Below are 14,949 nucleotides of genomic sequence, written 5' to 3'. Positions count from 1 at the left end.
TTCTGTCTAAAATTACACACAACCGTATAATTCTGTAACATCAGACTATACAAGTTGCTATTATGTATTTAACTTTAGAGTTGTAATTATTTATATCGATGAAAATATTGTCTGCCGCACAAATTCGGGAATGGGATCAATACACGATGCAACATGAACCTATCTCACCTATTGATCTGATGGAAAGAGCAGCCGAGGCCTGCACTCACTGGATTTTGGAGCATATCTCGCAAGACATATTCTATATTTTTTGCACTACCGGCAACAATGGTGGCGATGGACTCGTTATAGCGCGCTTACTTAAGTCTCACAACAAGCAAGTAAAAGTATTCGTACTATCCCTGAGTGCAGGCACTGATTGTTTTAATATTAATCTTGAAAGATTAAAACAAATAAGCACCGTTGAAATCATTACTCTAAAAAGTACTTCCGACTTCCCCTCCATTCCCAACGATGCTGTAATTATTGATGCTTTATTTGGTACAGGATTAAACAGAAAACCCGAGGGGTTGGCGGCCGAGCTGATTCACTTTATCAATCATACAGCAAAGCATGTTATTGCTATCGATATTCCTAGCGGCTTATTATGCGATCGCAGTTCAAAAGATTTTCCAGTAATAAAAGCAGCACATACACTTAGCTTCCAATGCTACAAACCCGCATTATTACTTCCGGAAAATGCGGTATACTTTGGTAATGTACATATTCTGGATATCAAGCTACATACCGATTTTTTACATACAGTAGACACGAATTACGAACTCGTTGATTTTAATTTTATAAAACAACTTTACAAACCTAGAAATGCTTTTTCGCATAAAGGAAGCTTCGGACATGCATTAATAATTGCAGGCAGCTATGGCAAAATGGGCGCGGCTGTATTAAGCACCCGCGCCTGTCTGCGGAGCGGAGTGGGTCTTGTTTCCGCGCATGTTCCAAGTTGTGGAGTAACTATTCTACAAACCGCTGCGCCGGAAGCTATGTGTCGTGTGGATCGCAATGAAAAAGTCATTACAAAACTTGATTATGATGTAACGTCTTATTCCGCAGTGGGAGTAGGTCCCGGCATAGGTACAGACAGCGCTACAACAGCTTTTCTGCATCATCTGCTGGTGGCATACCCTAAACCATTAGTGCTAGATGCCGATGCATTAAATATTTTATCGGAACATAGTGAATGGTGGCCCCTATTACCTCCTCACAGCATTCTCACTCCCCATCCTAAAGAGTTCGCTCGATTGTTTGAAGAAAATAAAGATGACTTTGCAAGGATTGAAACGGCACTGCAGCAAGCTCGTACAAAAAACCTCGTAATTGTATTAAAGGGGCATCGCACTTTTATCGCTACACCTTCAGGTAAGGGATATTTCAATACGAGCGGTAATGCTGGTATGGCTACAGGTGGTAGTGGGGATGTGCTTACCGGAATCATCACTGGCTTATTAGCGCAAGGTTATTCCTCATCCGAGGCAGCAATATTAGGAGTGTATATACATGGCATGGCCGGAGATCAAGCCGCTCTACATTATGGAATGGGCCCCATGATAGCCGGAGATATTATAGATAATCTATCCGTTATTAAGCAACTGGAAACAGTATAATTACATAAAAAAGCGACCTTCAAAACAGAAGGCCGCTTTAAAATATATTCAACTACTTTTTATCAATGTCCATGTCCATCGTTAGGACCATGCTCCTGCACATTCGGATCAGAATCGGATACGTTCAGGATTTCTACATCAAAATATAATGCTTCGTAAGGTTTAAACACACCGTTACCATCCTTGCCGTAAGCCAGATATCCCGGAATGTAAATGGTGCCTTTACCACCTTGTTTAAATTGTCTTAGTCCATCTTCAAAACCACGAATAAAGGGCTGCTCACCTAATTTTACAGTAAACTGATTAGCATCGAAAGTGCTGTCTTTAGCCACTGTTTTTCCGGTATATTTTACAGTAACAAACTTACCATCGGCAACCTGTGCACCTGAACCCGGATTATCTATTTTAACGAAAGTACCTACAGGCGTTTGGGTTGCAGTAATTTTTTTACTTGCCAGGTAATTTTGCACTTCCTGAATTTGCTTAGCTTTTTCACCTGATTTTTCTAACTCAGCCTCTTCGGCTTTACGTGCTTCTTCCTGCTCTTTTCTGAATTTTTGCATCATTTCTTCCTGCTCTTTCTTCTGGCGGGGAAGATCTTTTTCCATCTCTTTTTGATAATCTGCACGCGCTATACTATCTTCTTTAAATACTTCCAATACTTTATAAGTGTAAATAATTTTATCGCCTTTTTTCAGGAAGGGAGGTAACTGCGCTTCATGAGTCAACCCTTTCTTAATAGCAGAATCGATATAAATAATAGCCACCATACTATCGCCCTTCTTCAACTCTTTAAACACCTCTCTCGGATCGTATATAGGCTGCCCCGCAGGAATTTGCTGTACTTGATCGAAGTAGGGCATTTTCCCATAAGTATTAACTAAGAAAGAGTCCTTGCTACCACTGATACGAGCTGTCATATGCATTTTCAGCACATATCCATCCTTGGTACTATCTTTACTACCACCGTCGAAGATGATATATTTTAAACCATTAGGGCTGGTTTTATAGTCTGCATTTTTACATGCAGTGAATGCGCAAGCTGCAAAAACTGCAATGCTCAGAATTTTTAAACGTTTCATTTGTCGATTTTTAATTTTTAATTTGATATTGAAAGCCGCTTGGCTGTTTTTTGGGATGTTGCAATTTACTGTAGCAAACTCCCGTTTTCTCTTACGGCACTTTTAAATTTAGTGACAGTATCTTTAAGAGAATCTTTAGTACTTCCTCCGGAAGCATTAAAGTGGCCTCCTCCATTGAAGTACGTACGGGCAAAAGTATTACAATCAAACGCTCCTTTACTTCTAAAACTCCATTTTCTTTCTTCGTCGCGATCGATAACCAACCCTACCAGTTTTATTCCCTGTACCGAGAGGGGTAGGTTTACCAACCCTTCTGTGTCTCCTGTCTTTATTTCAAAGCGCAATATATCGTGTTTTGGAATAGCAATCAATGCCGTATTATATTCATAGATGAACTCTAGGCAATTCGTCAGTACATGGCCTATAAATCGCAATCGATTCTCCAGAAAGTTATCAAACAAGTTGCTATGTACTTCTGCATGGTTAAAACCCGTTTCCATCAGACGTGCCACCATCAGATGTACTGAGGCATGCGTACTCGCAAAACGAAATGAACCGGTATCTGCTACCACTCCTGCATATAGGCACTGTGCTATGTATTCATCAATCCAGCTATCTTTTCCTGCTGCTACAATAAAATCATACACCATTTCACTGGTCGAACTCTTCGTAATATCGCTGATCCCATAGTGAAAGTTGGGTGTATCAGGTTGTTCATGATGATCGATTAGCACTCTTATGCCGTTAAATGCCGCCAGAAAAGGCGCCATACTCTTTGTACGATGAAAGATGTTAAAATCCAAACAGAAAAGATATTGAGCGCTATTGATCAGCTCTATGGACAGCTCCCTTTGCTTTTCAAAATTCAGCACCTCAGCACAACCCGGCATCCAATTAAGCCAAGGTGCCCAGTTTGTAGGTGAAATCACGGTCACCTCATGTCCAAATTTTTTCAGAAAATGCCAAAGCCCCAATGCCGACCCCATTGCATCTGCATCCGGCTTCTGGTGCATGGTTATCACCACCTTAGCAGGTTGGGGCAATAAGGATAGTATATTTGCTATTGCTTCCATCGAAGAGGCGCAAAAATAGGTAAATTAAGCTCATTTTTAAATATTACTTTCTGTACCTTTGCCTCCCTAAAATTATAATTAGTATATATGAGCAATCGTACATTTACAATGATTAAACCCGATGCGATGGAAAATGGCCATGCAGGAGCTATTTTAGATCGTATCACCAAAGCGGGCTTCAAATTAGTTGCAATGAAATTAACCCGGCTTAGTAAGGAAAAAGCTGGTGAATTCTATGCAGTTCATAAAGATAAACCCTTTTTCCAAGACTTAGTGAATTTTATGAGCCGCGGCCCCATTATTGCTGCTATTCTGGAGAAAGAAAATGCAGTAGCTGATTTTCGTGAACTAATTGGAGCTACCAATCCGGCTAACGCTGCAGAAGGCACTATTCGCAAAACCTTTGCAAAATCCATTGAAGAAAACGCTATTCATGGAAGTGATAGTGATGAAAATGCAAAAATTGAAGGAGATTTCTTCTTCAATCACTTTGAAAGAGTAGGATAAACTTCTAATGCATATATCAACATACTAAAAAATCCGGCAAATGCCGGATTTTTTAGTATAACGAAGACGTTATTGATCCTTAAATTTCCTACACTATTTTAACTCTTATCTGTATTCAGATAAATCATCTTCCCGCTACTCTCCGATTTGGGAGGAACAGGATATTTCATTCCGGTTTTGAGGACCTTTTGATTGTCAGCTATAAATAGCATGACAGGAATTACTATTAATATTAATAGTAATAACATTTGAAAAGTTCGGTTCATAAGTTAAGGTTTTTGCTAATGGAAATCAGCAAACATTGCTCCAATGTTCGCATTTTGAGCGCAAAAGTATAGAATAATTGTCTAAAATCAATGATTTGAGCAATTTACTTATATGTATTACTTATCCTTTGCAAGGAGCTTTCCAAGCCTTTCCTTGGATTTATTGAATACATTTCTGCCTAAATCTATGCCCTTACGTTTTTTTTTCTGTTCTTCAGGAGGGAGATGAATAAACTCCTGACACTCCTTACTACAACACCCTTCAAACTCTTTAGCACAATCCTCACACTGTATAAATAACAGATGACAAGCATCATTAGCACAGTTTACATGTGTATCCGCCGGCTTACCGCATTGATGACAATGCGCAATAATCTCATCCGTAATACGCTCACCCAGTCTTTGGTCAAACACAAAGTTTTTACCATGAAACTTGTTCTCCAATCCTTTCTGCTTCACCTGGTTCACATAATTAATAATTCCACCCTCGAGGTGATACACATTTTTAAAACCTTTATGCAACATGTACGCTGAGGCTTTTTCACATCTGATGCCTCCGGTACAGTACATCACTATGGTTTTATCCTTGTGCTCTTGCATCATCTCCACCGCCATGGGCAACTGCTCCCTAAAGGTATCACTAGGAACTTCTATGGCATTCTCAAAATGTCCCACTTCGTATTCGTAGTGATTACGCATGTCGATAATAATGGTGTTAGGATCATTAGCCAGCTTGTTGAAAGTCTCAGCATCAGCGTACTTACCTCTTCTGGACATATCAAAGGAAGGATCATCAATCCCATCGGCAACTATTTTTGGACGCACCTTCACATCCAGAACATAAAACGATTTTCCATCGTCATCCACGGCAATATTCAGCCGAATCCCATCCAGAGCGGGATCTAATGAATAAAGCGCTTCTTTGAACTTCTCAAAGTTTTCGGTGGGCACACTAATTTGGGCATTGATGCCTTCCGCAGCAATGTAAATTCTTCCTAATACCCCCAAATTGTTAAATATCTTATAGACGTGATTTCTAAAGGTAGTAGGGTCAGAAATAGGAAAATACTGATAGAAAGAAATAGTAGTACGGGGAGTATTGTCCTTAAGGATACGCTCTTTCAGTTCCTTTCGGGAAATGCGATTATGTAATGCCATAAACATGAAATTTGATCCCGCAAGGCGGGAAATTAAATACAATAATTGGGCAGTTGCAGGCTGCACCAAATTTCAGTGTGCAAAGGTACGATTATTTCTTCTTAAACCTTATTAATTATATGGCATCCCTCTAAAATGATCTATTTTCTTAAATAAGAAGCGGTTAGGGCAGCAAATCCCCCAACGATTGCGCCGACTAATGCAGTGATAAACACTAACAAGAGGGGGCGCGCCCCTATTCCCAGCAGCTCCCCTATGCGGTTGGCTAAAATACCGTTATTAGCAGCATTGATGAAAGCTGCTACGAGAAACCACGTTAAAAATATTGCCAAAAATCCTGATAAAAATGCCTTACCAGGACGCTGAACAATCAGCAGCGAAACCAAAAAAGATACAATAGCCAGACTCCACCACGGGGTGTAGAGTCCGGCTACGAAAGATAAAATCCCTATAACAATCACAGACAAAATAAACTTCATATGAAAAATTGAGTAATGGGTACAATTTTACATGTATCTCTTATTTGTCGCCCTTAAATAACCCTTCAGGAACCGTTCCTTTCAACTTTCCCAAACTTAAATTCAGATACTTTAGTACGATAGGCGCTATATCATATAAACGCATTTCTTTTAAGTTAGCATTGGACCTTACCGATTTGCCCACAGCAATGAATCCAGTCTGAATTTCTTTTGTATCGGGGAAATGCCCATGCACACCTCCTTTCTTTCGCTGTGTGATAAAGTCGCCTTTCTCGGTAGCTGCAAAAGAAGCATTATTCAGAGCACTTAAAGCAAAAACAGCGTTAGGATCGGCCTTTACCTGCTTCATTTTCATAGGGTCAATAATCCTAAAATATTTTTTATCGTTATCAGGTAATTTGTCAAATAAGTCTCTTACTTTACCTATAATCTTTGGGTCGTTATTTTTTACAAACAGAAACGCACTTCCACCCATTGTATGGAAACGCGCATCCCAATCTCCTTTATTTATATCTCTTATAAGCCCCTCTTTAGCTAGAATCACATTAGGCCTTACAGAAATATCGGTATCGTAAAAACCATGATCCCCTACTATCAAAAACAAGGTATTCTTTTCTATGCCGGCCTCCTTTACAGCATTCCATATAATACCAACACTACTATCTATTTTACTTAACCCGCGCTGTACAGCTTCTCCTTCCCTTCCGTTTGCATGCTCAATATGATCCAGTCCAAACATGTGCAACGTCATTAAATTGGGCTTTGCGTTTTTAATTACCCATGCCCCAATTTTGGCAACAGCAATGTCATCACCAACATCAATCTTATCCACCCCTCCCAATATTTCCTTCTTAATGGTAGCCGTAAAATCCGATGGGTAACTGTATTTCTCCAAAACATCATTTCCCATATGACCAATATCGGGGATATTATAATCGACAGGCGCACCAGCTGATACCGGCCATACTATAGCAGCCGTTTTTAATCCGGCTTTACGAGCCACGTCCCATAATGTCTTCTTCTTAATTTGTTTAAAATTCCAATAAATACCACCATTGGTACTATCATAAGAAAAAACAGCATTATAATATATACCATGTTCGGCAGGAGATACCCCGGTTACCATGGTTGTATGCGAAGGAAAAGTAACCGAGGGAAAAACGCTCACAACGCCTTCGGCAAATGCACCTTTCTTTTTTAATTGCTTCAAATTGGGTGCATGCCACTTGTTAGAAAGATAAAACTCGGGACGCAAACCGTCCACGGAAACCATAATAACATGTTTATCTGCTTGGGCATACACAAAGTAGGGACCCAGTACCAATATCAGTGTAAAGAGTAGTCCTAATTTTCGCATAAGAGATAATTTTTATTAGGGGCTTTGATGAATTTTTCTCATTCCCCTCAGCATAAAAAATATGCACAGATGATGGATGCAAGAAACGAATAAATACGTTTCTATGTAATATCAGCAGCAATCGTACCCTCTAAACAAATGTAATCGCAATTATTGTTTTTTCCAAATAACAATCTATCTGGATTTACCCATTATGCTTTGGAAAAATTCATTACCCACTTTACACGACTATCCTTTGCATCATGCTCTTTCATCATCCATAATTGGTAATATCTACCTTCTACCCAGTTATTGACGGCATTATCATAAAAACGACTTCCTGGATTCCCACTCTGTCCTCCGGGATATACTCCATACGCTTCCATGTCGGGCGTTAAATGCACCACCATACGCCAGCTAGGGCCATGACTTTTTTTAATGGCATTAATTGTATTTCCCGAGCCTCCAACAGGCAGGTTTTTATGTGCAAACGAAGGCAGATTATTCTTTAGTAAATGGTAAATGGCCGGTTCTTTAAACTTCGCCCACTCCAACCGATGCTCCTTCTCATAATCAGATAATGCCTTAGTCGCACTGTTTAAAGCTGCCGTAACCTGATCGGTCAGTGTTTCTACAACGGTTGTTCTTTTATCATCAACAAACGATAATAATGTAGTATCGATTTTTAAAAGCTCCATGAGTGTCTCTTCCTCGGGCAAAATGGTTGTAGGACCCGCAGCCATTAATTCATCTTCCCATATATTTCGCTGCAGGCTATCTAACCAGCATCGATAAATGGTTTGCCCAATTGAATGAGGCCCTGCATCAAAATCCCAACCACGGATAATATCTAGATATTTTTTAGCTTTTTCAGAAAGTTTTTCTTCATGGGTGTGTGCTATCAAGATAGGTACTAAATCTCGTGCAAGTATATTATAATAGTTCTGCTGTAGCTCCATCATATCCTGAACAGTAATACTGTTCATACGTTGCAAAAAATACTCAATTGCTCTACCCCGAGGTGTGATATAAGTACCCGGAATAAAGTAAGGATAAGTACCATCTACAGGACGTTGATTGGCACTTTCAAGAAAACCTCGATCAGGATTTACAGCATGTGGATTTTCCTCCTGAGGAATATACCCCTGCCACATATAACTGCTATCACGTCCGGGCATTACGTATAATCCTTGCCCTTGCCACCTATTAGGAAACTTACCTTGTTGCCAAATAGCTATATCCCCACTTTTAGAGGCAAATACAAAATTTTGTGCAGGACACTCAAAAGTTTTGATAGCTTCAGCATACTCATTATAGCTTGTAGCTCTATTCAACTTGTAAAAGGCCAGTCCTTCATCTCCGGTATGATGGGCTACCCATGTAACTGCTAAAGCTGATTGTCCTGAAACTGTATCCGCAAAAGCAGCATCGTATATCACCGGACCAAACACCGTATAAGCTACAGTATCATATATCGGCGTCTGCCCTTTTACTTTTATTTCTTCAACACGTAACTGTGAGGCTTTCCAGGTATTATTGAACCAATACTCCCGCTTCGATGCATCTTTAAATTGAATTGTGAAATAATCTTTTACATCTCTTTGAGCATTCGTAACGCCCCAGGCAATGTGTTCATTAAAACCAATAATTACATACGGACATCCGGGCAAGGTAACTCCATAAACGCTAGAAGAAGGAGTAGACAATTGCATTTCGTACCAAATAGAGGGCAACGATAATTCTAGATGCGGGTCATTGCAAAGTATGGGTGCACCACTAGCTGTTTTAGTGCCTGCAACTACCCAGTTATTGCTACCATTATCCCGATCCTGTGGATTGGGTTCATGTACAGCGACCTGACAATGATTGAAGAAATAGGCCGAATCGGCATCAGTAGGTATTACATACTGCTTTTTATAATTAGGAAATATAGTGCCTTTAGGAATAATAGGCACTAAAGAATCCTGTACCTGAGGATATAATAAGTTGAACTGCTCAGAAGTAAGAATTGAACGGAGGTTGGTATAAATCAAATCCCGCTCTGTGCCTGAAGAAAGCATTTGCGCCATCATTTTTAAAAGCATGAGTGTACGCAGATTACTCCACCTCTCGGGCTTAAAGTTGAGAATTTTATATTCCAAAGGAAGGGTGCTTTCAGTGAGTGTATTAATGTATGCATTCACTCCGTTTGTATAAGCTGTATATCTCGCTAAGGCATCAGCATTTTTTTCAATTTCCTTCAGCGTATTTTCTGCTGCAAACTTCATTCCTAGACGCCGTTGTGCCTTGTCGTACTCAATAGCTGCCTTGCCTGCAATTTCACTTACACGGCCTTCAGCGGCTCGAGTTTGTAAGTCCATCTGAAACAATCGGAACCGTGCATGCAGGTATCCCTGAATAAAATACAAATCCTCATCGTTTTGTGCAAACACATGAGGTACCAGCCGCTCATCAAAATATACTTTTGCAGGAGCTTTGAGATATTCGTGCACAATATTTAAGTTGTAGTCAAACGCCGTATCTTCTGCATTTTGCCAAAAGCCTGTCTGCGGGCTTAAAAAACTTCCTAATGGCATGGGCACTTTGCTACCCATCGGACGATTTAGAATAAAAATCAACAATATGGTAACAAGAAACGAAAAGCAAAATGGCAGCAGTCTCATGGGTTTGCATATTTTACAAGAAAGATAATTATTTTTTCCGACCTGTAAATACTCAGCTTTATATCACATTACCCTATCGGCCCATAGTTAGCCCCGGGCTGATAAAAAACAAGGCCTGTTTATTCCAGGCCTGTTTCGAAATGTCTTGTAGGTATCACCACGTCCTGAAAACCTTTTTTCAACAATCGCTTTTTAAATTCCTGTTGTACTTCAGGCTCTCCATGCACCAAGAAAAGCTTTTTTACTTCCCGCGGATCTTGACATGCCAGCCACTGACATAAGTCTTCATAATCACCGTGGGCGCTCATACTTCTTATCTCTCCTATTTCGGCGTTCACCTGATGTTCTACCCCAAAGATGCCCACCTCCTTTGCACCAGACAGTAGTCTTGCTCCCAGTGAGCTGGGTTCACAATAACCCGTCATCACAATGGCGTTTTTGGAGTTTTCAATATTATTACTGATATGATGTTTCACCCTTCCGGCATCCGCCATACCACTAGCGGAAATAATCACCATCGGGCCATTACGATAGTTGAGGGCTTTAGATTCCTGAACAGACTTTATATATACCAATCCGGGGAACATAAACGGATCTTCATCACTCTTCATAATATTCTGTATCCGCTTATTGAAATATTGCGGATAACGCTTTACCATATCTGTAGCTTCAATACTCAACGGACTATCTACAAAGTAAGGGATCTTAGGCAACCTATTTTCCAAATCGAGTTGATTGAGAAAGTAGAGTATTTCTTGCGTACGACCTACACTAAATGCTGGCAAAATAAGTTTCCCTTTGCGCTCTACGCACACCCGATTAATCCAATGTTCTAACAACTCGAGCGTACCTGTAATATTGTCATGCAAGCTATTGCCATATGTAGATTCTAGTATGATATAATCCGCTTGGGGAAACACTTCTGGAGAGCGTAAAATAATATCGCGATAACGGCCCAAATCACCGCTGAAGGTAATCCTGGTGTCCTTACCCCCTTCTTTAATTTTGAGATGCACACACTGACTGCCGATAATATGACCCGCATCGGTAAACATACATTCCACACCTTCCATTACTTCAAACCAATCTCCATATTCCTTAGCTACAAACAAAGGCAGTGCTTGCTTTACATCCTCCATGGTGTAAAGCGGTTTTAATACATCATGAGTAGAGGCTGTAATCTTTTTTTCAGCAAAGCGCGCCTCACTTTCCTGAATTTCTGCACTATCCAATAATAAGATACGTGTAAGGTCTTTTGTAGCCGGGCTACAGAAGATTTTTCCTTGAAATCCTTCTGCTACGAGCTTGGGAATAAGCCCCGAGTGATCAATATGTGCATGAGAAAGTATCATGGCATCCACTTCACTACTCACAAATCCGAAATCGCGGTTAAGCGAAGCCGTCTCCTCTCCCATCCCCTGAAACATGCCACAATCCAATAAAAGTTTTTTGCCATTTTTCAGGGTAATTAAATGTTTTGAGCCGGTAACAGTTTGTGCCGCGCCATGAAAAGCTATCTTCATAAAACGATGTTTAAAGTGTTAAAGAGTATTGGGCAGGAATTTTTGTTGTTGCATCCAAGCTTTTAATTCTCCCATCCAGTTATGTGCTTCCTTTTTATTATACATACCAAATCCGTGCCCCCCTGTTTCGTATACTTTTAAAGCTGCCGGAATTTTCAGTTGTTGCAGGGTATTGTAGTAAGCATAAGCATTGCCTATGGATACTGTTTTATCATCTTTAGCATGAATTAAAAAAGCAGGTGGTGTTTTCTTATCTATATTGAATTCATTGGAGTATTTTTTTATCCGACTTTCCGAAGGATTGGAACCTATTAAATTATTCCGGCTGCCCATATGTGTGAGGCTATCTGTAAAACTAATTACAGGATATACCAATACGGAGAAATCGGGTCTAAAGGAAGTTTTCTTAGGATTTTCAATTAATGATTCTCTATAACGCGTAGAAAGCGACGCTGCCAGATGCCCTCCTGCAGAAAAACCCATAATTCCTATTTTTTTAGGATTAATGCCCCACTCACGCGCATGCTCACGCACTAGCTGTATAGCGCGCTCTGCATCCTGCAGAGGGCCTATAGAACGATCCAACATGGTGCGATCGCTAGGTAAGCGATATTTCAATACAAAAGCTGTCACTCCCCACTTATTCAATTCTCTTGCCACATCATATCCTTCGTGTGTAATAGCCAGAATACGATAACCACCTCCCGGACAAATAATTACTGCAGTTCCATTGGGATTGGCAGGTCTAAATACAATTAACTGTGGTACAGAGACCTCACTGACACGCGTAATACCATCTGCTGCCGTTTCGCTTTTTTCCAGATTATCCGCCGGCTTGCTGTTGGGTATTACTTCATAAAGTGGCAAAGTATCCTGTGCATACGTCATACTTGCAAAAAACAAAAGGAATATACAAATCCAATTTTTCATATGTCGAAATTATACGTTTAGCAATCGTTATCGCATGCTTTACTCTTCAAACTGAAATTTCACATCATTCCAAAAAGCATCGAGCTTAATAATTCTTTGCTTAAAGAATGAAATGATGGAGGGCCAGGTATCTTTATTGAATACACTCACATCTTGCAACATCATAATAATTCGCGAAGCTTCACTTCCATCTTCATCATAAAATACCTGCTGCCAGTCCCACTCCTCCTCCATGATTTCGTGAAAATAAGATTTCAATGCTTCCAGCTTCCGATAAACCTTCAATCGCTCTTCCTTATCAGCATGTTTCAATTCTATGGCAATAGAAGCAAATCTGCGATCGGCATCCATTCGAAAATAAAGGTGACGAATACCGGTTTTATAATTTACCCAATTGATGGTATCCCCATGGGCATTATGAATCGGCTTCATGTACATGCCGAATGTTGTCCAAAATTCCCTTCTGATATTAGACGCTTCTGCTTTGCTATACATTCGTTGTGGGATACAAAAGTGAACAACTATGAGTGTATTGATGTTTTGGTACGTACCTTCTTCCGATAATTTTTAAACAAGCTTTGCCAGCGAAGATTTAAAACGCCCAGTATACCTTCCTTCACAATACCTTTATTCATTTTGGATTTGCCTTGGGTTCTGTCTTGGAAAATAATAGGCACTTCTTTGATTTTAAAACCTAATTTCCAAGTAGCAAATTTCATTTCAATCTGAAAAGCATAACCCACAAATGTAATATTATCAAAATCGATGGCTTCCAGTACTTCGGATTTATAACACACAAATCCCGCTGTAGGATCTTTTACCGGTAGCCAAGTAATTAAGCGGGTATACAGAGATCCCCCTTTGGACAATAAAATTCGGTTGGCCGGCCAGTTGACAAAGCCGCCTCCTTTTACATAACGGCTTCCCACAGCCACATCGGCACCTCCATTCTTACAGGCATCGTATAACCTGAGTAAGTCATTCGGATTGTGAGAGAAATCGGCATCCATCTCAAAGATGAAGGAATATCCTCTTGCCAACGCCCATTTGAAACCGTGTATATAGGCGGTACCCAGCCCCAGCTTCCCCTTTCGTTCTTCCAGATGTAATTTACCCGGATAGTCGGCCTGCATTTGCTTGACAATATCGGCGGTGCCGTCAGGAGAACCATCATCCACAATCAAGACATGAAAATCTCCGGGTAGGCCAAATACTGCCTCAAGAATGTTTTTTACATTCTCCTTTTCGTTATAAGTCGGTATAATTACTAATTTATCCAAACAGTCTCCATTTAGTTAAACCATGCAGCACATCGCCCATTCATGCTTATCCCTTTGATATTAGGATTTCAAACCTTTTAGTTTTACTCTGGTAAAAATTTCCGTGAGCTTTTGTTTGGTTTGTTGCGGAAAATCGCCTTTCATCATCCAGTCGTAATATTGCGGCTCTCTAGCCAACACCTCAGCGATTGGCTGACCTTTGTATTTTCCGAAGTTAAATACCTCCACTCCATTGCTCATTACGAATCGGCGAGCAAAATCAATAATAGGCTCCTCGCCCAAAAACTTGTGTATAGATTCTACAGTATTGCCCAATTCGGGATAACGCTCTAATTGAGCCAATAATACCTCATGTGTAGCGGTAGCATCGGCAAGGGCAGAATGTGCGTCATCCAGCACCTTACCACAATAGAACTTATAGGCAGCACTCAAGGTGCGCTGTTCCATTTTATGAAAAATCGCCTGCACATCTATCATTCTTCTACCCTTCATATCAAAATCCACACCTACACGTAAAAACTCTTCTACCAGTAGCGGTATATCAAACCGATTTGAATTGTATCCGGCCAAATCGCAATCATCCAGTACCTGTTTCAACTCATGGGCTGCCTGTGCAAATGTGGGGGCATCTTTTACCATCTCATCGGTAATTCCATGAATATCGCTGGAGGATTTGGGAATGGGCATTTCGGGATTAATCAGCTTTCTTTTTACTGTTTTTGTACCATCAGGGAGTAATTTTAGAATCGCAATTTCTACAATTCTATCCGTTCCCAGATTCGTACCTGTAGTTTCCAGGTCAATGAAAGCAATAGGCTTTGTAATTTGTAACATAATATTATTTGACGGGAGCTAAGATAAAGAAATAAGAATTGGTCAGGATAAAATGAAGACAAGATTTTCAAATTTTAAAGGTCTTTTTAATAAAAAGCTATATATTTGCCCCGCAATGAAAAGAAATAACATACATACTCATCATCATTTCGCATACTTTTAAAAAAGTAAGCCGATGGTGTTATGTATTTAATGATATGTAAAGGCTTACAAATTG

The 14,949-nt window shown here is 40.1% G+C and carries 14 protein-coding genes; 2 read left to right on the top strand and 12 right to left on the bottom strand.

What is annotated here, in order from left to right; all coding sequences use genetic code 11:
* The first annotated feature begins 98 nt into the window (after positions 1–98).
* Positions 99–1,601 (top strand): NAD(P)H-hydrate dehydratase, encoded by a 1,503-nt coding sequence (locus tag PIECOFPK_RS07950; RefSeq protein WP_409965538.1) that lies wholly within the window; start codon positions 99–101, stop codon positions 1,599–1,601.
* A 62-nt stretch (positions 1,602–1,663) separates the two neighbouring features.
* Here the strand turns inward: PIECOFPK_RS07950 and PIECOFPK_RS07945 are convergent, their stop codons facing one another.
* Together PIECOFPK_RS07945 and PIECOFPK_RS07940 are read right to left on the bottom strand one after the other, a co-directional pair.
* Positions 1,664–2,683 carry an FKBP-type peptidyl-prolyl cis-trans isomerase gene (locus PIECOFPK_RS07945; RefSeq protein WP_409965537.1) on the bottom strand — a complete coding sequence of 340 codons (1,020 nt, stop codon included), beginning with the start codon at positions 2,681–2,683 and terminating at the stop codon, positions 1,664–1,666.
* Between the two features lie 65 nt (positions 2,684–2,748).
* Entirely contained in the window at positions 2,749–3,756 is a 1,008-nt protein-coding gene (locus tag PIECOFPK_RS07940) for a DHH family phosphoesterase (RefSeq protein WP_330974224.1), read from the bottom strand.
* An 87-nt stretch (positions 3,757–3,843) separates the two neighbouring features.
* On the opposite strand from PIECOFPK_RS07940, the gene PIECOFPK_RS07935 reads away from it, so the two are divergent.
* The gene (locus PIECOFPK_RS07935; RefSeq protein WP_330974225.1) at positions 3,844–4,263 is read left to right on the top strand and encodes a nucleoside-diphosphate kinase; all 420 of its coding nucleotides are present in this window, start codon (positions 3,844–3,846) and stop codon (positions 4,261–4,263) included.
* Between the two features lie 98 nt (positions 4,264–4,361).
* On the opposite strand, the gene PIECOFPK_RS07930 is transcribed toward PIECOFPK_RS07935, so the two are convergent.
* The 10 genes from PIECOFPK_RS07930 to PIECOFPK_RS07885 all read right to left on the bottom strand — a co-directional run bounded on the left by PIECOFPK_RS07930 (position 4,362) and on the right by PIECOFPK_RS07885 (position 14,732).
* Positions 4,362–4,529, bottom strand: a complete 168-nt coding sequence (locus PIECOFPK_RS07930) for a hypothetical protein (protein WP_409965536.1) — start codon at positions 4,527–4,529, stop codon at positions 4,362–4,364.
* Between the two features lie 117 nt (positions 4,530–4,646).
* Entirely contained in the window at positions 4,647–5,687 is a 1,041-nt protein-coding gene (locus PIECOFPK_RS07925; RefSeq protein ID WP_409965535.1) for a rhodanese-related sulfurtransferase, read from the bottom strand.
* 140 nt (positions 5,688–5,827) lie between these two features.
* Positions 5,828–6,166, bottom strand: a complete 339-nt coding sequence (locus tag PIECOFPK_RS07920; RefSeq protein ID WP_330974227.1) for a hypothetical protein — start codon at positions 6,164–6,166, stop codon at positions 5,828–5,830.
* Between the two features lie 40 nt (positions 6,167–6,206).
* Positions 6,207–7,523, bottom strand: coding sequence for an alkaline phosphatase family protein (locus PIECOFPK_RS07915; protein WP_409965534.1), 1,317 nt, complete (start codon positions 7,521–7,523; stop codon positions 6,207–6,209).
* Positions 7,524–7,714: 191 nt separating this feature from the next.
* Positions 7,715–10,165 (bottom strand): penicillin acylase family protein, encoded by a 2,451-nt coding sequence (locus PIECOFPK_RS07910; protein ID WP_409965533.1) that lies wholly within the window; start codon positions 10,163–10,165, stop codon positions 7,715–7,717.
* Positions 10,166–10,284: 119 nt separating this feature from the next.
* Positions 10,285–11,688 (bottom strand): MBL fold metallo-hydrolase, encoded by a 1,404-nt coding sequence (locus PIECOFPK_RS07905; RefSeq protein WP_330974230.1) that lies wholly within the window; start codon positions 11,686–11,688, stop codon positions 10,285–10,287.
* Between the two features lie 18 nt (positions 11,689–11,706).
* A complete protein-coding gene (locus tag PIECOFPK_RS07900; RefSeq protein WP_409965532.1) occupies positions 11,707–12,618 on the bottom strand; it encodes an alpha/beta hydrolase in 912 nt (303 codons plus the stop codon).
* A gap of 39 nt (positions 12,619–12,657) precedes the next feature.
* A complete protein-coding gene (locus PIECOFPK_RS07895; protein WP_409965531.1) occupies positions 12,658–13,113 on the bottom strand; it encodes a DUF4268 domain-containing protein in 456 nt (151 codons plus the stop codon).
* Positions 13,114–13,139: 26 nt separating this feature from the next.
* Positions 13,140–13,898, bottom strand: coding sequence for a polyprenol monophosphomannose synthase (locus tag PIECOFPK_RS07890; protein ID WP_330974233.1), 759 nt, complete (start codon positions 13,896–13,898; stop codon positions 13,140–13,142).
* A 60-nt stretch (positions 13,899–13,958) separates the two neighbouring features.
* Entirely contained in the window at positions 13,959–14,732 is a 774-nt protein-coding gene (locus tag PIECOFPK_RS07885; RefSeq protein ID WP_409965530.1) for an exonuclease domain-containing protein, read from the bottom strand.
* Positions 14,733–14,949 lie beyond the last annotated feature (217 nt).

The organism is Chitinophagaceae bacterium C216, from assembly GCA_028485475.2.
Classification (GTDB): Bacteria; Bacteroidota; Bacteroidia; order Chitinophagales; family Chitinophagaceae; genus Niabella; species Niabella composti.
Note: the sequence above shows the minus strand (reverse complement) of the source record. Positions and strands in the feature narration are given on the sequence as shown.